This window comes from Polymorphum gilvum SL003B-26A1 (assembly GCF_000192745.1).
GTDB classification, from domain to species: domain Bacteria; phylum Pseudomonadota; class Alphaproteobacteria; order Rhizobiales; family Stappiaceae; genus Polymorphum; species Polymorphum gilvum.
In genome coordinates this window covers 1790904-1811979 of record NC_015259.1, presented here as the reverse complement: position 1 = coordinate 1811979, position 21076 = coordinate 1790904, and the positions used below count along the sequence as shown (strand labels likewise).

Annotated in this window: 26 protein-coding genes; 1 reads left to right on the top strand and 25 read right to left on the bottom strand. The window is 66.4% G+C overall.

The features are described from left to right. Positions 1 to 8: 8 nt before the first annotated feature. Together SL003B_RS22280 and SL003B_RS08650 are read right to left on the bottom strand one after the other, a co-directional pair. Positions 9 to 455: a DUF2786 domain-containing protein gene (locus tag SL003B_RS22280; RefSeq protein ID WP_013652459.1), complete on the bottom strand. Its 447-nt coding sequence runs from the start codon at positions 453 to 455 to the stop codon at positions 9 to 11. Positions 456 to 541: 86 nt separating this feature from the next. Next, positions 542 to 874 (bottom strand): hypothetical protein, encoded by a 333-nt coding sequence (locus tag SL003B_RS08650; RefSeq protein ID WP_013652458.1) that lies wholly within the window; start codon positions 872 to 874, stop codon positions 542 to 544. A 126-nt stretch (positions 875 to 1000) separates the two neighbouring features. Between SL003B_RS08650 and SL003B_RS08645 the strand changes: the two genes are divergently transcribed. Next, positions 1001 to 1198 carry a helix-turn-helix domain-containing protein gene (locus tag SL003B_RS08645; protein ID WP_206771966.1) on the top strand — a complete coding sequence of 66 codons (198 nt, stop codon included), beginning with the start codon at positions 1001 to 1003 and terminating at the stop codon, positions 1196 to 1198. 22 nt (positions 1199 to 1220) lie between these two features. On the opposite strand, the gene SL003B_RS08640 is transcribed toward SL003B_RS08645, so the two are convergent. The 23 genes from SL003B_RS08640 to SL003B_RS08530 all read right to left on the bottom strand — a co-directional run bounded on the left by SL003B_RS08640 (position 1221) and on the right by SL003B_RS08530 (position 21065). Then, positions 1221 to 1487 carry a hypothetical protein gene (locus SL003B_RS08640; protein ID WP_013652456.1) on the bottom strand — a complete coding sequence of 89 codons (267 nt, stop codon included), beginning with the start codon at positions 1485 to 1487 and terminating at the stop codon, positions 1221 to 1223. A 3-nt stretch (positions 1488 to 1490) separates the two neighbouring features. After that, the gene (locus SL003B_RS08635; RefSeq protein WP_013652455.1) at positions 1491 to 2234 is read right to left on the bottom strand and encodes a hypothetical protein; all 744 of its coding nucleotides are present in this window, start codon (positions 2232 to 2234) and stop codon (positions 1491 to 1493) included. Between the two features lie 154 nt (positions 2235 to 2388). Beyond that, positions 2389 to 2733, bottom strand: a complete 345-nt coding sequence (locus SL003B_RS23340) for a hypothetical protein (RefSeq protein WP_148259275.1) — start codon at positions 2731 to 2733, stop codon at positions 2389 to 2391. Positions 2734 to 2925: 192 nt separating this feature from the next. After that, positions 2926 to 3135: a hypothetical protein gene (locus tag SL003B_RS08625; RefSeq protein ID WP_148259274.1), complete on the bottom strand. Its 210-nt coding sequence runs from the start codon at positions 3133 to 3135 to the stop codon at positions 2926 to 2928. A 28-nt stretch (positions 3136 to 3163) separates the two neighbouring features. Then, on the bottom strand, positions 3164 to 3670 hold the full coding sequence (locus SL003B_RS08620; RefSeq protein ID WP_013652453.1) for a hypothetical protein: 507 nt from the start codon (positions 3668 to 3670) through the stop codon (positions 3164 to 3166). Positions 3671 to 4399: 729 nt separating this feature from the next. After that, positions 4400 to 6739, bottom strand: coding sequence for a DUF5906 domain-containing protein (locus SL003B_RS08615; protein ID WP_013652452.1), 2340 nt, complete (start codon positions 6737 to 6739; stop codon positions 4400 to 4402). After that, positions 6736 to 6978 (bottom strand): helix-turn-helix domain-containing protein, encoded by a 243-nt coding sequence (locus SL003B_RS08610; RefSeq protein ID WP_013652451.1) that lies wholly within the window; start codon positions 6976 to 6978, stop codon positions 6736 to 6738. Before SL003B_RS08610 ends, SL003B_RS08615 begins: the two co-directional genes overlap by 4 nt. A gap of 160 nt (positions 6979 to 7138) precedes the next feature. Then, positions 7139 to 7447 carry a helix-turn-helix domain-containing protein gene (locus SL003B_RS23675; protein WP_013652450.1) on the bottom strand — a complete coding sequence of 103 codons (309 nt, stop codon included), beginning with the start codon at positions 7445 to 7447 and terminating at the stop codon, positions 7139 to 7141. A gap of 97 nt (positions 7448 to 7544) precedes the next feature. Further along, positions 7545 to 8714, bottom strand: a complete 1170-nt coding sequence (locus SL003B_RS08600; RefSeq protein WP_013652449.1) for a tyrosine-type recombinase/integrase — start codon at positions 8712 to 8714, stop codon at positions 7545 to 7547. 459 nt (positions 8715 to 9173) lie between these two features. After that, positions 9174 to 10973, bottom strand: coding sequence for a hypothetical protein (locus SL003B_RS08595; RefSeq protein WP_013652448.1), 1800 nt, complete (start codon positions 10971 to 10973; stop codon positions 9174 to 9176). A gap of 10 nt (positions 10974 to 10983) precedes the next feature. Then, positions 10984 to 13962, bottom strand: coding sequence for a TipJ family phage tail tip protein (locus SL003B_RS08590; protein ID WP_013652447.1), 2979 nt, complete (start codon positions 13960 to 13962; stop codon positions 10984 to 10986). Then, positions 13959 to 14393: a C40 family peptidase gene (locus SL003B_RS08585; protein ID WP_013652446.1), complete on the bottom strand. Its 435-nt coding sequence runs from the start codon at positions 14391 to 14393 to the stop codon at positions 13959 to 13961. The genes SL003B_RS08590 and SL003B_RS08585 overlap by 4 nt, the downstream gene beginning before the upstream one ends. After that, positions 14390 to 14923: a hypothetical protein gene (locus SL003B_RS08580; RefSeq protein ID WP_013652445.1), complete on the bottom strand. Its 534-nt coding sequence runs from the start codon at positions 14921 to 14923 to the stop codon at positions 14390 to 14392. The genes SL003B_RS08585 and SL003B_RS08580 overlap by 4 nt, the downstream gene beginning before the upstream one ends. Before the next feature lie 27 nt (positions 14924 to 14950). After that, positions 14951 to 15373: a hypothetical protein gene (locus tag SL003B_RS08575; protein WP_013652444.1), complete on the bottom strand. Its 423-nt coding sequence runs from the start codon at positions 15371 to 15373 to the stop codon at positions 14951 to 14953. Next, a complete protein-coding gene (locus SL003B_RS08570) occupies positions 15370 to 17292 on the bottom strand; it encodes a phage tail tape measure protein (protein ID WP_013652443.1) in 1923 nt (640 codons plus the stop codon). The genes SL003B_RS08575 and SL003B_RS08570 overlap by 4 nt, the downstream gene beginning before the upstream one ends. Further along, positions 17285 to 17587, bottom strand: a complete 303-nt coding sequence (locus tag SL003B_RS08565; RefSeq protein ID WP_013652442.1) for a hypothetical protein — start codon at positions 17585 to 17587, stop codon at positions 17285 to 17287. Before SL003B_RS08565 ends, SL003B_RS08570 begins: the two co-directional genes overlap by 8 nt. Further along, positions 17584 to 18060 carry a hypothetical protein gene (locus tag SL003B_RS08560; protein ID WP_013652441.1) on the bottom strand — a complete coding sequence of 159 codons (477 nt, stop codon included), beginning with the start codon at positions 18058 to 18060 and terminating at the stop codon, positions 17584 to 17586. Before SL003B_RS08560 ends, SL003B_RS08565 begins: the two co-directional genes overlap by 4 nt. After that, entirely contained in the window at positions 18027 to 18257 is a 231-nt protein-coding gene (locus SL003B_RS08555; RefSeq protein WP_013652440.1) for a hypothetical protein, read from the bottom strand. Before SL003B_RS08555 ends, SL003B_RS08560 begins: the two co-directional genes overlap by 34 nt. A 9-nt stretch (positions 18258 to 18266) precedes the next feature. Beyond that, positions 18267 to 18872, bottom strand: a complete 606-nt coding sequence (locus SL003B_RS08550; protein WP_013652439.1) for a hypothetical protein — start codon at positions 18870 to 18872, stop codon at positions 18267 to 18269. 46 nt (positions 18873 to 18918) lie between these two features. Next, positions 18919 to 19344: a tail completion protein gp17 gene (gene gp17 / locus SL003B_RS08545; protein WP_013652438.1), complete on the bottom strand. Its 426-nt coding sequence runs from the start codon at positions 19342 to 19344 to the stop codon at positions 18919 to 18921. Between the two features lie 161 nt (positions 19345 to 19505). Then, complete coding sequence (locus tag SL003B_RS08540; RefSeq protein WP_013652437.1) at positions 19506 to 19913, bottom strand: hypothetical protein; 408 nt, start codon at positions 19911 to 19913, stop codon at positions 19506 to 19508. Between the two features lie 366 nt (positions 19914 to 20279). Next, complete coding sequence (locus SL003B_RS08535; protein ID WP_013652436.1) at positions 20280 to 20588, bottom strand: hypothetical protein; 309 nt, start codon at positions 20586 to 20588, stop codon at positions 20280 to 20282. A gap of 90 nt (positions 20589 to 20678) precedes the next feature. Further along, positions 20679 to 21065: a phage virion morphogenesis protein gene (locus tag SL003B_RS08530; protein ID WP_206771965.1), complete on the bottom strand. Its 387-nt coding sequence runs from the start codon at positions 21063 to 21065 to the stop codon at positions 20679 to 20681. Between the last annotated feature and the right edge of the window lie 11 nt (positions 21066 to 21076).

The window sequence follows — 21076 nt, the reverse complement described above, 5'->3', positions numbered from 1 at the left end:
CTCTGCCACTACGCGCGCTTCCGTCTTCGGTCGGGCGCATCGTTCCCATCCTTCCGCATCCGGCTCGCATACCACCGGACGGACTTCTCGCTGGCCTTCGCGCCCTCGATCCGTCCGTTGACCTCCTCGGCAATGCGCCGGTAAGTCCAGTCCGGATGCTCGACGATCAGGCGCTCGGCGAGCTTGCCGATGCCCTTGCCACGGCTCGATACGGCGGCCTGTGGTTGCTTCGGAGGCTTCGGCCCTGATGAGGCCGAGCCGAAGAGCATCGAAGGCCTCGGCGGCCACCGGAACGAGCCCGGATCGAGTTCGTACTTGGCGACGAGCTCCTCGGCCTTCTCGAATGCGGCTGCGGCCTCGCCCGGCGTGCAGCCATTGGCCTCGGTCTTCTCTAGCAGCGCCGCGATGCGCCGCCTGACCAGCGGCAGTTCCCTCGCACTCGGCTTCTTGGTCATGGTCCTGTCTCCCGGCGGCCGGATGCCGCGGGGACCATGCTGTCGCGGTGGCCCTCATCCGCGAGCCGGGCCGGAGGGGAAAATCTTCAATGCTCGATGGCGCGGGATCGGTCCTCGGCCGTGACCGCCGTGGCCAGTAGCTCGGCCGACACCCGCTTGAGGAAGCGTCTGTGTCGGCTGTCTGGCGCGAAGGACGCCGCCAGCATGTGGTCGCCTATCGCTCGGAAGGCGTCCTCGCCGTACCGTTGGCGATACCGCGCGGCTGCTTGCCTCACGTCGGCGTCGGACGGCTCCCGCCTGCCGTGGAGCCGCTCAAAGAGCAGGATGAGGACGCCGCCGACAATCGCCGCCCCGTACCAGGTGGCGATGCCCGCATAGATCCAGTTCGCGATAGTCGAGATAGCGTCCAAGGCGTCCACCGGTCGGGTTTCCACCCGTAGATTATCGTCTACATCATCACTTGCGAATAGAAATGTGACGATGAGTCCGTGGACGATCAGTCCACATCTGGCCGCCATGCGGTCATGGTGGACTACAGGAGAGTCTTGGCTCAGAACGTGAAGGCAGCGAGGAAGGAACTCGATCTGTCCCAGGAGGCGCTTGCGCTGGAGACGGAGATTGACCGGACGTACATCTCCGGCATCGAGCGCGGCCTACGCAATCCATCGCTCACGCTCATCGTCAAGCTGGCCACGGCCCTGAAGACGACGCCTGCAGCGCTGCTAAACCCGCAGAAGGACTGAGCGCCGCGGGCACGCATCCACGTCATCCACCCCGCAGATATGAACCGCCGCGATCGATGTCCGGCCAGATCGATTGACCGCGTGCGCCGACCGGCCTGCCGGCGACGAACGCGGCGGGCGCGGCGGCAAGATCGACACTGACCCAGTTGGCCAGTGCGTTCGGCTCGCCGAGCAGGGTTTCGGCTGTGACGCGCGCGGCAGCCGGCGTGGTCCCACTGGCGACGGCAAAGTTGAGGCCATCCGCGCGGCGCTGTTCCTCGCGAGCGGCATAGAAGGCGTAGGTCGGCATGGGTCAGTCCTCCTGTTCGGGATCGGTATCGAGGTTGGAGAGGTCGGCGCCTATGGCAGCTTCCTCCCGCTTGCGCAGCGCGAGCTGCACTGAGCGGGTCGCGTTCATCCGGCCAGTCTCGAATGCGCTGTCGGCCTGGACGGCTTCAAGCGCGATCCGCTCGACCTCCAGAATCGCCTGCGTGACCTTGCGCCAATCGTCGCCGACGAGAGCTTCGGCCAGCTCCTGCGAGGAGAAAGCTCGCTCGTTGTGCGGTACGCCGGAATTGCGCGTTAGCAGGGCCGCACCAAGCTCCTTGTCGCCGGTCGATGCGGCAAGCGCCGCGAGCGAAGCGAGTTCAACCGTCCCCGATTTTTCGATTTGATGCATGATCCGGCTGCGGCGCTCTGATCCGAGACCCTCGCGCGCAAGCATCTGGACGGGGCTCTGGTAGTGGGCGCGTGCTGAGCCCAGTTCCTCGCGCAAGGCACCGACAGTTTTGAGGTAGGCGACCCGGCTGTCGAGCGAGTGGCGCTTCAACTCGGCGCGGTGGCCGTTAACGGCGCGGGAAACGATCTGGCTGCGCTCGGCGACGGAAAGATCGGCGAGCGAACGCTCCACTTCATCGCGGCGCTGCTTCACCCGCCCTTCGAGTCCTTCGAGCAGCCTTGCCTGCTGCTCGCGATTTTCTCTGGCCCGGCGCAGCCGATCGAGAACATCCGTCACGGACACCCACCGGTTCGCAAGGGCCAATTTCTTGACCGCCATGTCATTCTCCTTTGCCATCACATCACGCGAAGGCTCGGGAGCAGACAGGCGCGGCGCAGCCGCATGTCGTCACCGCCATCGCGGTACGGAGGGCCCATCGACCGACCGGACAAGATCACGATGCGACTATCAGCGACGATCGAACGCCATCACGTCATTCAAGAGGGTCGAGCATCCCGTACCTGTTCTTGGCGATCTTCAGGAACGCACGCTCGCTGATGTGCGAAGCCAGAATCTCGTAGACATCGTCAATATTTCCGTCGCTATCCAGAAAGTAATTGACTGCCAATCCGATGTTTGCGTTCAAGCTGTTTGCATAATCAGCTTTGTTTCGATCTTCGCGCATCCCTGATTTTGCCAGGAATTCCGCTCTCTCGTAATAATCCTCTCTTCGACCCAGGAACTGCCCGACCGTTTCTTCAAAATATTCCAGCGCTCCCGGTCTGGTGGGGTCTATGTGGTTGGGCCGCCGTCCGGGCCCGCCTATCCGCCTTACCATTGAATGCCCCCTCTCGAATTGCAGGTATCGCCCTTCGTGCTTTGAATGATCCAGCCGATGCTCCTGTCTAAAAGGGATTGCTCACTTGCCGCACCTTTTCGGCACATTCAAATAAGTAAGTTGCTCTCCCACAACACTCTCATAAAGCCGATAGATGTTTGGTCATGACCAAACATTTCTTCCGCTGATAGTTCAGTCGTCGCCGCCGACATTCGCACGGTGCTTCGCCTGATGCTCCTCAGCCATCCTCTCCCAAAGACCGTCCGGCATCGGTGCGATGGTCCAGAACCATGCACCTGAGCGGCGACCGTGCGCGGCGATCAGCACTTGAGCACCACCTGCCCATGCGATTGCTTGTGGCGCCGTGGCGGTGAGCGATTCCGCCAGCGTCTCGACCGCCATCAGGTCACGGAGCATAGTGGAAGCGATGTTAGTTGACGGGGACGAGCGCGCCATCGGCTCTGGCCTCCGCCTCGACGGTCAGATACTTGCCGAGCAGATCGATCAGAACGTTCCGGTCGGTTGGCTCCATCCTGGCGATGATCCTCGGATCGAGCCCGGCAGGAGCCGCGGCGGCCGCGCCGCCATCGGCGGTGAACGCCAGGAAGCCGTTCAGACGTTCGGGCCAACGGAACTTTAGCAGCACCTCGATCAGCCGGTCGGAGGGTTCCTCGTCCGCCAGCGACCGCTCGAAGGCCTTGCCGAGCACCTGGTGAAAGGCGGTGTCCATCGCCGCCCCGTAGCGCGAACCGAACTCGGCATCTCGCCTGCGGTGGTCGTGAATCGTGGCGACCGAGACGCCGGTCGCCTCCGAGGCCATTTTTGGCGATCCGGTGCGTGATACGATGTCCAGCACGCGCGCCTCTATCGAGGGCGTCCACCTGCGGTCCATCGCCGGGCGCCGCACCAGCCTTTTCTCGTTCGACCTGTCGGCCATGACACATCTCCGCGTTCGTCCGCGACAATGCAGTGCGCGGAGCGCGCGGGACGCCATCGAATTTCTTCTCAATTTTTTCCAGCATCGAGTTCCGAATCGCGGCGATCTCGCGGCACGCGGCCATCCCAGAACGCCGGCCCGTTTCCATCGGGAAGTGGGTTGTTGTCTGGGCGGGGCTCGATGAATTCCAAAGCATTCCGGTGCCCGGTCCGGTGCTTTCGGCCGCCGCTTCCATCACGCCCTTGATCCGACTCCACTTTTGGACTCAGACCCTCTGATCAAGCATAGGAAGGTCTGGCGCCTTGCTCCGGCGGCGGTGGCCGGTGCCTGCCGTTCCCCTTCGTGGCCTCACCGCCGTTTCGCACCTTTGCGGCGGCACCACGGCGCCGCAATGTTGCCTGATTGACTGCTTGGCTTCGCGCGCGAGGACCACGGGGTCTGCGCGAAAAACGCCGTGAAAGCGGCCGATCTGTCCGAATGCCGTTCCAGCGTGCGGACGCGCGAACGCCGCCAGCCGCCGTCAACCATGTGCAAGCGTCCGATCTGTCCATGAATCGACAGGAGCAAAGCGCTGTTTTTCTTACTATTTGTCAGTTCTGTCGCTTCTGTCAGATAGAAATACGAAGATATAGAAACAGCAGCAGGAAGGCCCGGTGCGCGCTGGAAAAGGAGCGCACAGACACGTCCGCAGCCGTTCGCGCCACGGACGTGTCCGATCCGACCGAAGCGTCAGACGCCGTCCCAGTCCAGCGCGCCGCCGACGTGGCGCTCGAACGCGACCCGCGCCTCGGCAAGCACAGGCATGCGCCACACCCTCACGCCACGACTGTCCTTCGCATTCACGTCCACGCCCACCGACTTCAGGAACTGCGCCACAGCCTTCTTCGAGAACTGCGCCGTGCGGTTCATTCCCTTCGCGACCGCGCACACTTCCGCGACCAGCTCTTCCTTGCCGTTCGGCCCGACATCAACCTGTCGAACCGCCCAAACGTCCTCATCGAGCGTCAACCCATCGCCACCAGCCTCAAGGGTCCGGAACCACCAGAACGACAAAGGCTCCCGACGAAACGCCTGCACCTTCTGTTCGATCAGCGCCTGCGTATTCGGGATCGCCATGCGCGGATGCCAATCGCCAAGATCCAGGTTCTGGAGATCGTGCAGCATCGCCGCCAGTCCGCCATTCGCCATCTGTGCGTTCAAGGTATCGAAGAAGCCCGAGGGAAGCCGCTTGCGCGCCTCGGTATCCGCCTCGAACACCGCGAAGCGCCTCTCGTCCGCCGAAGCCGGCACGATCCAGTCCTCGTTCGACGCGATCACGACATGCAGCATATTCGGCCCCGAGACGATAGGACGCCCCTTCGGCTCGAAGCTCAGGACAGGCTCGGTGATGAGGTTCTTGAGCGCGCCCGCCGCCTTCGGATCGCCCGCCCAATAGCCTTCGTCGACGAACAGGAGAACGCAGTCCATCAGGTGCTCGTTGAAGCGTCCGACGAAGTGCTCCGCCTGCGCCACCTGCTTGCCGTGCATCCCCGCCAGCGACTTCAGCGCCCGCGCAAACGTTCCCTTGCCCGCGCCCTTCGAACCCTTGAAGACGAGCGCCACCTCCGCAGGCATGTCAGGCTTCTGCACCATGAACGCCGCCCAGCGCAGGACGTAATCGAAGGATTCGGCGTCGCCCCGACACAGAACGTCCTTGAGCAACCGCTTCAGCAGCGACCAGTCGCCAGCCTTCGGCTCGACCGCCCACCCGCGCCAGAGATTGTAGAGCGACGTGTGCGTCCTCTTCGGCGAAGGATCGAACACGACGCCCTCATACTGACGCCGCCTCGGATGCTTGACCCACCACGAGCCGAGCGCCTTCTGCTTGCCGTCCTCGACCTCCACCGTCCTGCTGTCGAAATGCGCGCTGATCGCGCCCGCAGAGAACCAGTCGACGGCGACGTGACCGAGCGTCGGATGCTTGCTCTCGCGCCCGACCAGATACTTGCCGCCATGCAGGACCGTGAAGTGATTTCGGTTCATGCGCGCGAGCGCCAAGTCGCCCATCGAGCGAGGCATCTCGGGCACGTCGTCGAAGTCGTCCTCGGGTGCGCTGCGCAAGACCTCCTCGATCCAGGCGCCATTACCCGCATCGACCAGCGCCCGCAGCAACGTCTTCAGCGTCACGCCGCCGCGCCTGGTATCGAGCGAGTTCCAGCGCTCGCGAATACGCGCCTCGTCGCCCGCATAGTCTGGATCGGAAGTCGACCACGCCACGAACTCGTCGACGCCTTCGCCCGCGGTTCCATGATGGCTCGCCATCATGACCTTGAGCCATTCGTCATGACGGCCGTTGTAAGCCATGACGTCGAGCTTCGAGAGCAGCCGCGCCAACTGTTCGGCCGTGATCTCTCCCGACCGATTCTCTGACGCGCCTACGGACAGCTTCTCGATCGCACGCAGAAGCTTCTCCGACGCTTCGGGAGCCTCGGAAAGCTCCATCCGCAGCACGTCGTCATCGAGCGCGTAGAGCCGGCCGGTTTCGGGATGAACCGATCCCGCAGCCACGACCTGCCGCCCGAGCGACTTGAACTCGACCCCGCGATAGGCATCCAGCTCATTGACCACGGCGACCTCGGCAGGCTTCCTGAAATATAGGTGCTTTCCGCCGCCGCCCGTCACCACGAAAGGCGCGTCCCGCAAATCGAAGTCGCGCACAAGGCGCGTCAACGGATCGTCGTTCTCGGCGAAGTTCCTCGGATCCACATCCAAGACCAGATCGACGTCGCGCAGGCGAACCCCGACGTTTCGGCCCGCCAGCAATCGCCGCTCTGCCTGTTCGCGAGCCAAAGGCAGCGCAGTGCGCCAGCCCGAAGCGACAGGCTTCTTGCCATCGACCGCAATCAGCTCATGCCCCGCCTCGACGTGAGCGTCCAACGCTTCAGGATCGTGCTTCGACGGCACAATCAGAGCATTCGGCGCCATATCCTCGACAGCGTCGGACTCGAACTCGACGGTCTTCTCCAAAGCTCCGGCAGGCGCGCCGATCCCCTTGGCGCGCCTGTTTCCGTTTTCGTGATGCGCGCTCATCGACCGTCCTCCCCGCGCACGAAGGCGTCGAGGTCGTCGACGTGATAGCGAACGACCTTGCCCTGGACGACATGATAGCGCGGTCCCGCGCCATTCGAGCGCCAGGTGCGCAGGGTTGCAGGGGTCGATGAGAGATAGACCGCCGCCGCTTCGCTGTCGAGCCAGGGACTGCGGTGATGGGCGTCGAGCACGCGGCGCAGCGCGTCCTCGACATCTTCCTTGGTAAGAACTGCCGACATGGCATGGACCTCCGATGGCCGGACGGCAGCGCCGCCGGGCCGGTTTCAGACATCAGGTTTCTGTCTGAGGAGGACCGGATCGCCCGGTCACGCGCCTGCCGGAAAGCCGGCTCCTCGCGGCGCGCGTCGTCTAACAATCACCGATTGGCGCAGAGCGACATCAACATTTGTCGTCGCCCTCCGGGCGGGGGCTTGACGGAGACGGAAGCCGTTCGGCAGCGGACAGGCCGGCGCGATCCCGCAGCCATCTGGGAATGCGCTTGCAATGCTTCCGGCCCCGCACGAAAGCGTCGAGGTCGTCGATGTGATAGCGGATAAACTGGCCATTCACGACATAGAAGCGCGGGCCTTCGCCCCTGGACCGCCAGCCCTTCAGCGTACCGGGCTCGCGCCTGAGGTATGCAGCCGCGGCCTCGGTATCGAACCAGGGCGTGTAGCAGAACGTGTCGAGACACCACTTCACGATCATCTCGACATCCTCGATCGTGACGCGCCCCTTCTTTCGTTCCGGCCTCTGCCGTTGCACAGGGGTTGGCGAATGCGGCCTTGCGCGGGGACCTTTCCCGTTACGCGGCATCGCGGGCCTCGGTCATGTCGGGAAGCTGCATCGTCGAAGCCCGCGCCGCGACGATCCTGTTCTCCAGCGCCTGAGCGTGCGGGCGCAGGTGTTCGACAAGATGTTCGGCATGGACGTAGCCGCCCGAGGCGCCCGGAAGCCGCTGGCCGAGAAGGAGCGCGCTCTCGGCATAGGGCACGCCGGCCGCGATGAACATGGTGCGGGCGTGGTGGCGATACTCGTGCGGGCTCGGCAGGCCGCGCTTCCGCTCTTTCGGCTCGGTCGTGCAGCCCTTGCCGCTTGCCGGCGAGGGCCAGAGCCAGGGATTGTTGAAGGGCAGATCGTCCTTGAGCCGCTGCGCGATCATATCCCGCAGGAACGTGCCCATCGGAAACAGCATGCGCCCGCCGGTCTTCATGTGGTTGAAGATCAGCACGCCGCGCGCGAGGTCCACGTCCTTGCGCTTGACGCCGAGGATCGAGGCCCGCCGGGCGCCGGTCAGCAGCATGGCCCGGTGCAGGTCTCTACGGATCGGCGACAGCACCTCCGTCTTCTCCCACCACTCGGCGAGATCGAGCTCGTCGACGTGTCTGCTCGCCGGCGTCGGAAGCCGCAGGAACGTCACGGGGTTGGAGGTCAGCGTCTCGTCCAGCCGCAAGGCCGTGTTGATGACAGCCCGCAGGGTGCGCATCACGCCGGTCGCGGTCGGCTGGCCCTTCGAGCTTCGCAGGTGCTGGTAGATGTCCCGCACCTCGGCGCGGCTGAGATCGGCCACGGCCCGGTTCTTGTAGCGGGAAAGGTAGTGCTCGACGTTGTAGCGGTAGCTGTCGATCGTGGCGTTCCTGAACGGTTTCTCCTGAAGGTGCTCGTCGAGGGCTTGCAGGAGCGTGATGCCGGTTTCCTTCGGTCCCGCGGTCGGGTCCACGCCGGATTGTATCTGCGACATGATCGCCTTGGCCCGGTTGCGGGCCTCGCGCAGGCCGATCCGGTCGACACGGTCGATCTTGACCCGCACGGTGCGGATGTGGCGGCCATTCCTGCGGACGTCGCCTTGCACCGCGTAGGTCTTGGTGGCAGCATGACAGACGACGAGAAGGCCCTTTACCTGCTCGTCGCGCCAGATGCCCGAGCCGAGGGGTAAGTCCCTGATGCGGGACTCAGTGAGGGATAGGACAGCCATTCGCTTTTCTCTTTCGCAAACACCGGGTGGAGCACCGTGCGGCGATCGTTTTCGGTCGACGCACGTTGATCTACATTGTCGCGCAAGCTATTGTTCGCGAACCGTTATTTGCGATGATAGGCAATAAAACCTAGGAAAATAATCCTATTTGTAATCAGGGGGTCACGGGTTCGAATCCTGTTGCCGGCACCATTTTCCCCTGTCCCGCGGCGGGTACGCCAATGCTCGTGCCACGCCCGCCCGTGCGGCGGTCGCATTCGGCCCGCGGCATTCTTTTTCATTGTGTAGCGCGCAAGTTCGTATGGCAAAAAGCGCAATTTCGGATGGCACAGAGTTATGGCTCTCGAAGGCCATTTGAAACCCCTTTTATCGAAGGGCAGCACCGAGTAGCCATCCCACTTGACGGACGGTAATACGTCCGCCTCGGTCGGCGGCTGCCACCGACACGACTGACAGCAGTCACAGGTTTACCTCCCATTGGCAGGTGATCGGACCCCCGGAGGTGTTTAATCCGCCCATATCCCAAACGGTCGTGGTCGCCGTCTTGTCAATGATGCGCGGCTCGTAAGTTGTGCTTGGCGGGGTGCCGGCGAGGACCACGATCGGTACCGCGTCATAACGCGGCGTCACGCCGAGATTGTGGTTGACGACAAGCGTCGAGGACCCAGTGGCCCACTCGACTGTCCCCTTCTTAGTTGTCTGAAACCCGGTGAGGCCGCTGATTTCATGAGTGCCTTCCTGTAAGCCCATATCCGAATAAATCGGGCCGCTCTCGTTAGAGAAGAGAACCGTATCAGACACGGTGTACTTATTGATGGCGCCGTCCAGCCGGTAGCCGTACCCCTGCGGCGTGCCACCGATGACTGCGGATGCAGACCCATTGTTGTCGACCGTGTTGCCGTCCAGCACCAGGCTGGAGATTAAGGATCCACCCGCGGCGTGGAACCCGTGTCCGCCGGCCGAGCCCAGGCCGTTGTTGCTGATGTTGTGGTTTCCGACGCGACACTTGCCCTCGACGAATTCGAAGCCGCTGCCGTAGCACTTTTGGGTCGTTCCGCCGGCTATGCGGACTTCGATCTTACGCTTTGCCGTTACAGGTGCTGTCGTTTCCGACAGCGGTCCGAACCGCCAGCCACCCGACCCGTCGTTGGACTGACCGAACCCTGACACCCAGAGCGCGTCCGCATCAAGGTCAGTCAGACACCCACCCTTTACGTCGACTGCCCAAGACCTGCCGTTGTCGAGCCTAGATCCGACAAACTTCGCCTCCCGATTGTAGGCCTTGATGCGTGACATGTCGTAGACGGCCGCTGCACCGGTCGGCTCGCTGCACTCCGCGTCAAAGACGTTGACCCCCCCGGCGGCGCCCCCGGCGCGGATCAAATGTTTCGTCCTGAAACTGCGGTGGTTGCCCTGTATTGTAAATTCCGCGCCATAAGCCTGCGCGTCCTCGTATCCTTCGACGTCGACGTCCTCGGCCGTCGCACCGAGCAAGTTGCCACCGGCGCCGATGACCTGCCCGTTGATGTAAAAAGCCTCGCCGGCGACGACATTTTCCCCGCCAATGACATATACGTCCGCAAATCCGTCGAGGTCGAGCGCGCCGACGAGGTAGTGCGTGTTGTAACCGGCGGCGCTGTAGAGCCGTTTGGACCCAAAGCGGATGTCATAGAAATAAGCATACTGAAGCTGGTACGCGCGCAGGACGACGCCGGACGTCTTGGGCGCGAGCGCCCAGAAGCTGATATCGCGCCACGTCAGACCCTTTACGTTGGCAGGCGCGCTGAAGAAGTCGCCCGCCGCGTCCAGGTGACGCAGGATCGTCCTCTGGCCGCGGCCCTCGATGATGCAGTCGTCGTGACTGATCGTCAGCGTGCCCGAGAAACTGACCGTGGCGGCGGGAAGCCTGAACGGCTCGCCAGTGTCGAGCGCCGCCTGAAGCTCGTCGTGTGCATCGTAGGACGCGGTGCGATTTGCCGCGGTGATGTAGTCCCACAGGTGCCTGTCGTCCTTGAGGCGATCCGCCATAATGAACGGTACGCCGCCGGCGATCTGATGAACGACCTTCGTCGTCGGCACGTCTTCGAGAGCGACCGGATCGATAGATCCCGCGGGGATGATCAGCGGCCGCAGCTGCTCTGCGAGATCGGATACGCTGACCCGCACGACATCGTTGACACTGTCTTGCGTCCGATTTGCGACCAGCTCGTCGACACTCGACGCTTGCGGCAGGTTGATCGTGGCGACAGGTGCAGTCATCTAAGCCTCCTCAATCGACCGTCGCGCCACCGAGCGCGAAGACAGGCGACACAACGTCGTCTGCGGTCAGCGTGCGCGCAAAGAAGAACCACGCACCGGAGGGCACGGCCTCGGTACGGGTGTAGTTGCTGTTGGCGGCTGCCTCGAAGGTGACGATGGCCACGCTCGAGGCGCCGTCCTCGTATGCTGAATAGCTCAGCGCGATCTTGGCGATCGACGGATCGTTGGGCGTCGACAGCCCGAACGCGGCCTCTTCAACCCCACCGGTCACCGTGCCGGTCGTAATCGGCAGCGGAGGCACGACGGGCTCCGCGGCCACATCGGCCGAGACGGTCGCCGACCAGGCGCTGACGTAGCCTTCCTTGCTGGTGGCGCGCCGCTGGATCTCGACCGTGTCGCCGTCGGCGTAGCCGGTGACGACGATGGCGCCGCCCGCCGGCACGCTGGCCTCGCTCCAGGTGACCCCGCCCGAGATCCGGTGGCGCAGGGTGTATGTCGCCGGCGTCGCGCCGCCCGTGCCCGGCACCAGCAGCACCGTCAGCCCGTCCGCCGTGGCCCCGGTGAAATGCGTCTCGATCGAGGACACCACCGGCACGGCCGGCACGGCGACGCTCGCCGCCGCATCCCCGCCGGCGCGGCCGTTCCAGGCCGGCGGCACCTCCGCGTCGGTCAATGTGTCGATGATCGGCGCGGCGGCCAGCATGGTCAGCACGTTGCTCATCTGCTCGCCCGCCTGCACCCCGGCGATCACCAGGTCCAGGCTCTCCGCGCCGGCCTCGCCGAACTGCACGATGACGCCGGCCTCCGGCATGTCGCCCGCGCCCGACAGCGTCAGGCTGTCCCTGGTGCCGGCATCCGTGCGCACGGTCCGCAGAACGCTCTGGAAGGTCGCCGCGTCGCCGCTGCCGACCTGTTTCATGAAGCGGACGGCGTAGGCCCCGCCGGCCTCCATCTCCACCCAGCCGTCCAGGCTGATCGTCTGGCCGCGCACGGCGGTCACCCGAAGTGCGGCAAAGGTGCGCTTGAGCACCTCGTAGCTCGCCTTGACCAGGTCGCCGCGCGTCGCGGTGCGCACCGCCCCGTCCTGCACGGCGGTGAAGATGTCCGGCCGGTGGATCGCCTCGTACTGGCGCCGGCGCGCCTCGATCCAGATCTCGTCCGGATCGGTCTTGCCCGGCAGCTCCAGCTCCTCGGTGACGGTGATGTCGCCGGCATGGCCCGGCCAGCGCACGATCCGCTCGCGCTGCTGATAGTCCGCCGTCTCGTCCAGAAAGCGCACGCGGAAGGCGTCCGGCGGCTCGATGTAGGAGCGCCGCCAGGCGAAGTCGCGGCTGTTGCGCGAGTTGACGTGGGCGATCACCAGCTCCGACGGCCGGTCGACCACCACGCTCCACCTGGTGCCGTCGTAGCGCGGGCTCGCCCGGCCGGCGGCGGCGATCTCGGCCAGGGCGTCGAAGGTCGAGGCCTCGAAGTTGCGGTCGCGGTCGTATTTCAGGCCCTTGATCCGGCAGAAGTCGTGCCAGTCCGTCAGCGCCTGCAGATCGATCGCGCTGTCCGGCTCGGCCCAGGTGTTCTCCGGCCCCTGCAGCACGTGGCGGAAATGGCTGGCCGGGTTGCGCGTCGCCCGCGTCACCCAGCTTTGCGTCTCGTGGTCCCAGTCCGGGATCAGCCGCTCGGCCACCGCGTTGAAGCTCTCCAGCGAGGAGTTGAGCTGATAGGTTGCCTTGACGCGCACCGCCACCAGCGACAGCGGCGGGCCGAAGTTCAGCGGATACTCGGGGCGGAAGCTCTGCAGCGCCAGCCAGACCACCCGGTCGGAGGTGTTGGCGTCGATCGCCTCGTCGGTGATCCGCGCCATCTCGATCTCGTAGCGGCCGCGCTCCGGCAGGGTCCAGCGGTACTGACGAAAGAAGCCCTCGCGCTTCTTCGCCGAGAAGGTAATCGTTTCGACCTCCTCCCAGTCGCCGCCCGCCGCCGGCCGCTGGCGGATGCGGATCTCCACGCTTGCCGTGCGAGCGGTGCCGCCGCCGTCGTAATGGATCAGCCCGCCGGGGAAATGCAGGATCACATTGGCCTCGGTGCAGTCGCCGGCGGTGAAGCGCGCCACCGGCGTCACCGGGCCGGTGCCGGTGATCGTGCCGGCGTCGTCGCGCTCGCGGTCGCGCCGCAGCTCCGCGCCCAGCCCGTCCTCGATCACCTGGGACGGGTACAGCGTCACCGGATCGTCGCTCGCCAGCCCCTCGCGGATTTCCGTCTCCACCTCGTCGAAGGCCGACAGCGGCGTGTCCTTGATCTTCAGCTCCGACAGCTGCACGCGGCCGTAGCCGAAGGTGAACAGCGCGCGCACATACTGGTCATCGCCGACGATTTCCGAATAGGAGGGCGCCGCGAACACCGGCGCGATCCGCACCTTGCCGAGCACGGAGGGCACCACGCCGTCGAGCGTCAGGCTGTTCTGCCAGGACGAGATCTGAAACAGCGGCTTCTCGCTCTGTTGCGTCTGGCCGGCCGCCACCTTGGGCGGGATCAGCGCGTTGACCAGCATGCTGCCGGCGACCGCCAGCCCGGCGGCGGCGACCGCCCCGGCGATCTGGCCGAACAGCGCCGACCCGGTGGCGGTGGCCAGCGCCGGCCCGACCCAGACCTGGCCGATCGCCGTCGCCGCCACCGCGACCGCGATCAGCAGCACGTTGCGCAAGGTGTCGTTGCCCGGCACGATCCGGATCATCACCCGCACACCCGCGCGCGGCCGGATCCGGGGCCAGAGATCCGGATCGGCCAGCAGCAGCTCGCCGCGCCCGTCCACCAGCCACACCCTGAGGCGCCGGCGCTGCACGTCGGCCAACTCCGGCAGCGCGAAGGCGACGATCTCCGCCACGCTCAGGCCCTGCGGACAGACCAGCTCGCGCCGGCCCGCATCCGGCCCGAGCACCGGGATGACGGCGACGCGTGCCGAGCTATCGGGCAATGCGGGCGCAGCCAGGGTCATGATCCGGCCTCCCCGTCCTGGGCGGCCAGCCGGGCGTGCCGCCAGAAGCCGGTCAGCCGCCTGGTCCAGTGGTCGTCCAGATAGCTCTCGATGCACGAGGCCTTGCCCTCGCTCACGTGCAGCATCAGCCCCGGGCGCACCACCAGCCCGCAGTGGCTTTCCAGCCGCCCGCGCCGGAAGGTCACCACGTCGAGCTCGCGCGCGCTCGCCACCCGGTGCCAGTCCGGCTTGGCGCCGTCGATCAGCGCGGCGATCTCGGCGCGCTCCGCCGTGGAGCCATAGGCCCCGGCGTAGCTCGGCACCTCGATCCCGTGGGCGGCGAGCGCGAGGCGCACCAGCCCCCAGCAGTCGACGCCCTTGGCGGTCCGCCCGAGGTCCAGGTAGTCCAGGCCGACGAAATCCGTGCTCCAGTGGCTGTGCGGCGCCGTCATGGATGCAGCCCCGGAAAGCGCTCGCGCGTCATCCGCCCCGCCGGCCAGGGCTCCTCGGTGATCGGGTCGCGCGAGATGGTCAGCGTGATGCCCTCGCCGGCGCCCTCCGCGCCGACCAGCTTGAAATTGTGCCACTCCTGCTCGGGCAGGTCTGGGCTGGAGGCGAGCACCACGGCCATCGACACGTCGGCCCTCATCAGCGTCGAGCGCAGCAGCTCGGCCAGCTCGTTGTCGACGCCCTCCACCACCAGCCGCGCCGCAGGCGGCGCCTGTTCCTGGTCGTCCGGGATCAGCACCGAGACCAGCACGAACAGGAAGGCGTCCTCGTCGCGCGCCGGATCGGCGCCGAGCCAGCTGGAGCGCGTGCCATAGCGCAGCGGCTGCAGGCTGAGCCGTTCGGTCGGATCCGTGGACAGTCGGACGATCTGTTCGGTCTCGGGGTGCGTGAACTGCAGCAGCACCACCTCCGTCTCGGCCGAGCCGACGGCGTCATGGGCCAGATGCGCATTGAGCGAGATCTTGCGGCTCATCTCTTCAGCCCCCTCATGGCAGCCCCCTCATGGCAGGACCGTGACGATGAAGCCGAGCTGCCAGTGCGCGCCGATCGCGGCGTAGCTCGGCAGCTGATCCCCGAAAAGGCACGCCCACGTCGCGGCGATCGTCAAGCGATTGCCTGAAGCGTCGGTGAGGAAGGTGCCGTCCGCCGTCGTCAGATAGTCGCCATTGCGCGACCAGTCCGGCATCAGGAACGGCAGCGCGCCCTCGGCCGTCTCCTCGACGTAGAAGCGCTCGAAGCGGGCCCGCTCGTTGTGGTCGACCACCAGCGTCAGCTGCACCTGGTCGACGGCCTTCGAGATCCCGCGCCGCATGCGCGGCGGTCCCTGGTCGCCCTGGGAGCGGCGCCGGCTCTCGCCGCGCACCAGCTTGAAACCCTCGCCGATCGGGTCCGGCAGATCGGATGGCCAAACGGGCAGTGTCATCGTTTCGTCAGCCTCCCCACGTTGCGCACCGCCGACTGGGCGCTGCCCCGGCGGCTGATCGCGCTGCCGACCGCCTCCTCGAACCACACCTCCTGGCGCTTGCCGCCGGGCGCGTCGCTCTCGCGGGTGCGCGCCTCGAAGCCGTCCGGCGGCGTGATCGTCTGCGAGAAGTTGAAGCTGCCGCCGCCGGCGCGCGCGTCCATCGCCTTCAGCGCCGAGTTGGGCAGCACCATCGCGCCCCGCGAGGTGCCGATCACCGGCTCGGGGCCCTTCTCGCCGACGATGCCGAAGGTGCCGTTCGGGATAAGTCCGCCCTTGGCCCGGAAGCCAGCGAAGACGGAACTGAACACTGATCCAAGGATCCCGCCGATGCCGCCGTCCTTGGCACCTGCCCCGAACATGTTGCCGAGCGGCCCCTGTCCGAGCAGCGCCGCCTGCAGCACCATGCGCCTCAGCGACTTCGCCAGGTCGCCGAGCACGTCGTCGAGATCCTCGCTGCCGTCGAGCAGCCGGTCGAAGGCGTCGACCGCCATGTCGCCGAATGCCTGGAAGGCGTCCTGCAGGGCGTAGAGCTGCTCGCGCTCGCTCATGGTCGCCTCCACCAGCGCGCGCACCTGGTCGGTCTGTTCCGGCGTCGCCGCCGCCAGCGCGCCGCGCAGGCGGATCATCTCGCGCTGCACCGGATCGGTCTCGCGCAACACGTCGAGCTCGTCCTCAAGCGCGGCGATCAGGTCGGTGACCGCCTGCCTTTGCCTCTCCAGCTCGCCGGCCGCGGCGCCCCCGCCGGCCCCACCGAGCAGCCTGGTGATTGAAGGAGGAACAGCGGCCGGCGCGGTCGGCCGCGGCTCGCGCCCGGCGTTGATCCCGGCCGCGCCGAACGTGTCGGCGAACCGGCCGGCCATCGGGTTGGCCGGCAGCGCGCCTCGATCGCCCTTGCCGGGGTCGAGGTCCAGCGGTCCCTTGAAGGCGGGCGCGATCTTGTTGCCGAACATGTCGTGGGTGTTGGCCCAGTCCACCCAGCCCTTGAGCTTCGACCAGCCGGCGCCCACCTGGTCGATCAGGTCGACCACGGTGCGGATCGCGTCGGCGATCGTGCCGAAGGCGCCGGCGACGTCCTGGGCCATCGCGCGCGCCTCCTCGCGGAAGGCCGGGTCGGCCAGCTTGTCGGCGAAGCTCTGCAGCACGGGCAGCATGTCGCCGGCGATCTGGATCACGATCCCGCGCATCATCGCCTGGATCCGCGTCAGCGTGTCGTTGAACAGCTCCGCGTCCTGGCCGAGCTTGGTCGAGATGGTCAGCCCCAGCCGGTCGGCCTCAGCGCCCATGTCGGCGAGGCCCTTGCGGCCGTTGTTCAGCAGCGGGATCAGCTGCGCGCCCGAGCGGCCGAAGATCTTGACCGCCAGCGCGGTCTTGTCGGCGCCGTTTTCCAGCGCCGCGAACACGTCGGCCAGGTCCATCATCACCGCGTCGGCCGCCCGCAGCCGGCCTTGCGCGTCGGTCAGCGCCACGCCGAGGCCGGTGAAGATCGCCGCCAGGTCCTTGTCCTTGCCGCTCGCCGCCTGCGCCATCGCGTTGGACAGGCGGAAGATGCTCGACGTCAATTCCTCCAGCGCGACGTCCGACAGGTCGCCCGCCCAGGCCAGCCGCGACAGGCTTTCCGTCGTCACCCCCGCGCTTGCCGCCGCCTTGCTCATGGCGTCGGCGTGGTCGATCTGCTTCTTGACCAGCACGCCGAGCGCCGCCGTCCCGGCCGCCGCGGCCAGCGCCAGGTTGCGGCCCATCTTGGCGGCCTTGGCCGCCGTCAGGTCGAACTGGATCCCGAGGCCGCGCGCCTTCTTCTCCGCCCGGTCGATCCCGGCGTTGAACCTGGTGTCGCGCGTGTCCAGGTCGAGCAGCGCCTCGCCGAGCCGTTCAGCCATTGCCGGCCTCTCCGCTCGCGGGTGCGGCCGGTCCGGCCGGCACGCTCACCGTGTTAGCTTCCTTCGCGTCCGGCTCCGCCGGCACGCTCACCGTTGCGATGCCCATCGCCGCCAGCATCTGCGGCGTTGCCTTGCGGCGCGGCTTGCGCCCGCCGCCCGCCACCGCCTGCAGCCGCCGCACGGCCGCGCTCACGTCCTTGGCGCTGGCGAAGCTCGACGACAGCGATCCGACGCTCAGCGCGCTCAGCGCTTCCTCGGCCTGCAGGCGCGGCAGCATGGTGACATAGGCCCTCACGAGGACCGCCGGCGCCTTGCGGAGCCACCAGTCCGGGTCTCCGCCGTAGTACCGCTGGAGGCGCGGGAGGACGTCGCCCCAGTCCGTTTCGGTTCCGGTTTCGCCGTCTCCTTGCCGGTCTCGCCGCTTGCCAGCATTGCCGTCGCGATCGCTCCCGCCACGCGCATCTTGCGCCGCAGCAGGAGCCGCGTAAAAACCTCGGCGATCGCCATCTTCTGCGAGCCGGACAGCCGGGCGAACACATCGTCGGGCACGTCGACCAGGCAGCGCCTGGCGACCTCGCCGACCAGTGCTTCCGCGCCCTCCTGGTCGTCGCTGCCCGCAAGCTGCTCGATCTCCCGGCCCCTGGCCGTGAACCAGGCGCTGTCCAGGATCGACAGCTCGTCGGCCGAAAGGAGCTCGAAGGTCCGGCCGTCGATGCGGATCACCGGCCGGGTGATCAGCGTTTCGAGGTCGAGGATCGGGGTGGCCATGAAGTCTCTCCTTCTTCGCCGGGGTGAACTGTCAGGGAAATGCCGAGCCGGGCGCAGTCGGCGGCGAGCGCGGCCAGCTTTTGCCGGGCATCGCGCGCCGCCTGCCGGTGGCGGCGCTCCTCGCGCTTGTGGTGGCGCGCGGCCGCGTCCAGCTCGTTCGCCCGCGCCTTGGTCTCGGCGGTTGCGCTGCGCGCCATCGCCGCGCCTCAGGCCAGCGGCAGCTGGTGCTGGGTGACCAGGCGGCCGAAGCTGGCCGCCTTGCTGCCGGCGTCCGGATCGCGCAGCGCGGTGAACTCGAAGGCCAGCCCCGCCGGCTCGCCCTTGGCGAACACCGGTTCCGGGTTGCCGGACATGAAGCAATAGGGCACCTCGTACTGCATGTTCATGCCGTCACCGTAGGGCGACACCTCGGCGCGCAGCAGCAGCGCCATGGTGGCCACCTGTTCGCCCTGGTAGAACTGCAGCGTCTTCTTGCCCGGCGTGCCGCTGCCGGCGGCGACCGTGGTCACCGCGTTGCTGTTGACCGCCAGCCGGTAGGCTTCCTCGGTGACGTCCCAAAGGGTGAAGGAGATCAAAAGGTCCTCCGCGGTGCGGAAGGCCTTGATCGGCACGGTCGAGCCGAGCGGGCGGATCTTGTTGACCTCCTGGGAGTGCTGGATGGTCACCCCGTCCTCGTTCATGCTCTCGTCGCCGTTGGCGCCGATCTTCACCCAGTTGCCGGCGACCGCGGCGTTGATCTCGGGGAAGTCCTCGCCGAGCGGCGCGTACCAGGCCGTGAACGGGGCCGCGATGATTTCGAACGGTTCGGGCATCTCATAGCTCCTCTTTAAAAAGCGCGGCGGACTGGGGCACGGCCGGTCATTCGACCGCCTCCAGCGCGTGGAAGACCTGGAAGGACTGGAAGGCGACGGGCCAGCGGGTGTCGCTGTCGCGGCGCGCCGACAGGCCGCCGGCGGGCTCGGCCCAGTGGATCAGGCAGCCGGCCACCACCTGGCGGCGCAGCCCGGCAAGCACGCGCCGGCAGGCCTGTGCCAGCGCGTTCGCCGCCCGCGGCGTGGCTGCGAAGGACAGCGCGTCGACGCGCTGGGTGTCGTGAGGGAGGTAACTGCCGGCGGCGAGCGACGGCCCGCCCGACAGGGCGAGCACGATGGCTGCGCGCGGCATGAAGGCGGTTTCGTCCGCCGGCAGCTCGCCGCCGAAGACGCGCGTGCCGGCCAGCGCGGCAATGTCGCCGTCCGCCTTCAGTGCCGCCACCAGCGCCCCGATCAGATCCGCGTCCGCCACCGCCGCCTCACATCGAACACGCCCCGGCGGGATGCCGGGGCCATCGAGCAAAGGCTAGTCGCGACCCCGAAACGGAAACACCCGCGCGGCGGCGCGGGTGCGGGGCAAGGGACGGATCGGACAGGACTGCGCGGCCAGCATCCGGGGCCGCAGAAGGCTTGTCAAGGGTGCTTTAAACGGCCTTCAAACTGGCGGGCAGCAGCCGCCGTCGCGACGGTCGAGCCGCGCGGCACGAGATCGGTCGGCAGGCCGCTCTCCGCGACCACACGCGCCGCCATGCCTTTCCAGGCCCCGACGCAGGGCCATCCGAGGGCTCGCGCCTCGTCGTCGCCGGCCGGAAATCCGATCTCCACGCGATCCATCTTTTTTTCCTCGATCAGGTCGAGGGCTTGACCGGCCGCCTCAACCTGCCGGTCGATCAGGTCGCGCAACTCGTCAAGCACGCCATCCGGCGCCGTCCGTGCCCCGCGCGCCCACTTGTCGACGGAGGAAGGCGACGCGCCGAGAAAGTCGGCGGCCTCCCGTTGAGAGAGGCCGGACAGTTGCAGAAGAAGGGTGAAGGGGGTCATAGGAAGTCGATTACCTTGATCGTAACAGTCGCGCCGCGCCGCCTGAGCTTCGCGGCAACCAGATCTACGAGCCGGGTGTGCTCATCTAGTGACATTCCGGCTTTGTCCGTAGAGGACAAGAAGGCGCCCCAGTTGGAGTACTTGTACAGCTCAACGGGCGGGCAACCTTCGGATTCCCACTTAGACAGAACAGCTTCGACGTGTGCGCTTTTGCGGATTTTGTCTCGGCCTTCCTTGAGCAGTTTAGCTCCTGGGGCGGGTCGTAGGAGTGCCCAACCCAGCGCATTTGTTGTTAGGCGAATGCCTAGTTTGCTGGCATACAGGTCGTCCCACGGCTCGCCCTTTTGCGGTGTAAGTGAATCGTTTTTAGGCATCTTCGGGGTTCAACCACTCATTGGCTTCGGAAAGCACTTGGGCCTTGTCTTCTCCTAAGAACCACTCGTCATTGTCGCGACCAGCCATCACGTCGCTCATGACCTGGAGCCAAAAGCGGTCACCGTCTGCGGAAGTGATGTGTGCCTTGCCGCTGTAAACTGAAATCACTTCGATGCCGGTCTCGAAAACATGGTGGTTGCCGCCATCGTTCTGAGCGAACTTGCGTGCCAATTCACGCATGTCCTCGGCTTCGAAAAAATCGACGGTGCCGTTCTGGTGGGCGATAGCTGCGTAGAACATCTCAGGTCTCCTTACCTCTCGCGTCGGGCCGTCCCGTCGCGTGTTGACGTCCTCAATATGTGCGCCTTTTCCGCACAAGTCAACCACCCCTCACATCTTTTTCTTCCGCCTTCCGTAGGCCTTTCGGATCCGGCCGGCGAGCTTGGGGTATTCGATGTCGGCCGCCGGCCTGAGATACGGCCGGGCCGGGATCGTCACCGACTTGACCAGGCGCAGCGTGCCGTCGGGCATCGGCACGGTCAGCGCCTTTGCCTTCTTCGCCCGGATCACCCCGCCGGTCTCGTGGATCAGCGCGTAGACCACGTCGCGCGAGCCCCAGGTGCCCTTGACCCCGTCGCTGACGGGCGCGGCATAGTCGGCGATGTCGATCGAGCCCTCCAGGGTCGCCGTCCGGTTCTGCCAGTCGTGGTTCGCCTTGGCGTGGGCGACGCAGGCCGCCATGGTGCGGTTGACGCCGTCCACCTGTGCGGTCCGCATGTCCTCCTTCA

Bases quoted from the DNA above. Each gene is read 5' to 3' on its own strand.
- SL003B_RS08575 (WP_013652444.1), bottom strand. From the start codon at position 15,373: ATGACACTGCCCGTTTGGCCATCCGATCTGCCGGACCCGATCGGCGAG.
- SL003B_RS08530 (WP_206771965.1), bottom strand. From the start codon at position 21,065: ATGCGGACCGCACAGGTGGACGGCGTCAACCGCACCATGGCGGCCTGC.
- SL003B_RS08625 (WP_148259274.1), bottom strand. From the start codon at position 3,135: ATGGCGGTCGAGACGCTGGCGGAATCGCTCACCGCCACGGCGCCACAA.
- SL003B_RS23675 (WP_013652450.1), bottom strand. From the start codon at position 7,447: ATGATCGTGAAGTGGTGTCTCGACACGTTCTGCTACACGCCCTGGTTC.
- SL003B_RS08570 (WP_013652443.1), bottom strand. From the start codon at position 17,292: ATGGCTGAACGGCTCGGCGAGGCGCTGCTCGACCTGGACACGCGCGAC.
- SL003B_RS08555 (WP_013652440.1), bottom strand. From the start codon at position 18,257: ATGGCGCGCAGCGCAACCGCCGAGACCAAGGCGCGGGCGAACGAGCTG.
- SL003B_RS08560 (WP_013652441.1), bottom strand. From the start codon at position 18,060: ATGGCCACCCCGATCCTCGACCTCGAAACGCTGATCACCCGGCCGGTG.
- SL003B_RS08635 (WP_013652455.1), bottom strand. From the start codon at position 2,234: ATGGCGGTCAAGAAATTGGCCCTTGCGAACCGGTGGGTGTCCGTGACG.
- SL003B_RS08615 (WP_013652452.1), bottom strand. From the start codon at position 6,739: ATGAGCGCGCATCACGAAAACGGAAACAGGCGCGCCAAGGGGATCGGC.
- SL003B_RS08620 (WP_013652453.1), bottom strand. From the start codon at position 3,670: ATGGCCGACAGGTCGAACGAGAAAAGGCTGGTGCGGCGCCCGGCGATG.
- SL003B_RS08590 (WP_013652447.1), bottom strand. From the start codon at position 13,962: ATGACCCTGGCTGCGCCCGCATTGCCCGATAGCTCGGCACGCGTCGCC.
- SL003B_RS08600 (WP_013652449.1), bottom strand. From the start codon at position 8,714: ATGGCTGTCCTATCCCTCACTGAGTCCCGCATCAGGGACTTACCCCTC.
- SL003B_RS22280 (WP_013652459.1), bottom strand. From the start codon at position 455: ATGACCAAGAAGCCGAGTGCGAGGGAACTGCCGCTGGTCAGGCGGCGC.
- SL003B_RS08535 (WP_013652436.1), bottom strand. From the start codon at position 20,588: ATGTTCTACGCAGCTATCGCCCACCAGAACGGCACCGTCGATTTTTTC.
- SL003B_RS08610 (WP_013652451.1), bottom strand. From the start codon at position 6,978: ATGTCGGCAGTTCTTACCAAGGAAGATGTCGAGGACGCGCTGCGCCGC.
- SL003B_RS23340 (WP_148259275.1), bottom strand. From the start codon at position 2,733: ATGGTAAGGCGGATAGGCGGGCCCGGACGGCGGCCCAACCACATAGAC.
- SL003B_RS08550 (WP_013652439.1), bottom strand. From the start codon at position 18,872: ATGCCCGAACCGTTCGAAATCATCGCGGCCCCGTTCACGGCCTGGTAC.
- SL003B_RS08585 (WP_013652446.1), bottom strand. From the start codon at position 14,393: ATGACGGCGCCGCACAGCCACTGGAGCACGGATTTCGTCGGCCTGGAC.
- SL003B_RS08595 (WP_013652448.1), bottom strand. From the start codon at position 10,973: ATGACTGCACCTGTCGCCACGATCAACCTGCCGCAAGCGTCGAGTGTC.
- SL003B_RS08540 (WP_013652437.1), bottom strand. From the start codon at position 19,913: ATGACCCCCTTCACCCTTCTTCTGCAACTGTCCGGCCTCTCTCAACGG.
- SL003B_RS08580 (WP_013652445.1), bottom strand. From the start codon at position 14,923: ATGAGCCGCAAGATCTCGCTCAATGCGCATCTGGCCCATGACGCCGTC.
- SL003B_RS08640 (WP_013652456.1), bottom strand. From the start codon at position 1,487: ATGCCGACCTACGCCTTCTATGCCGCTCGCGAGGAACAGCGCCGCGCG.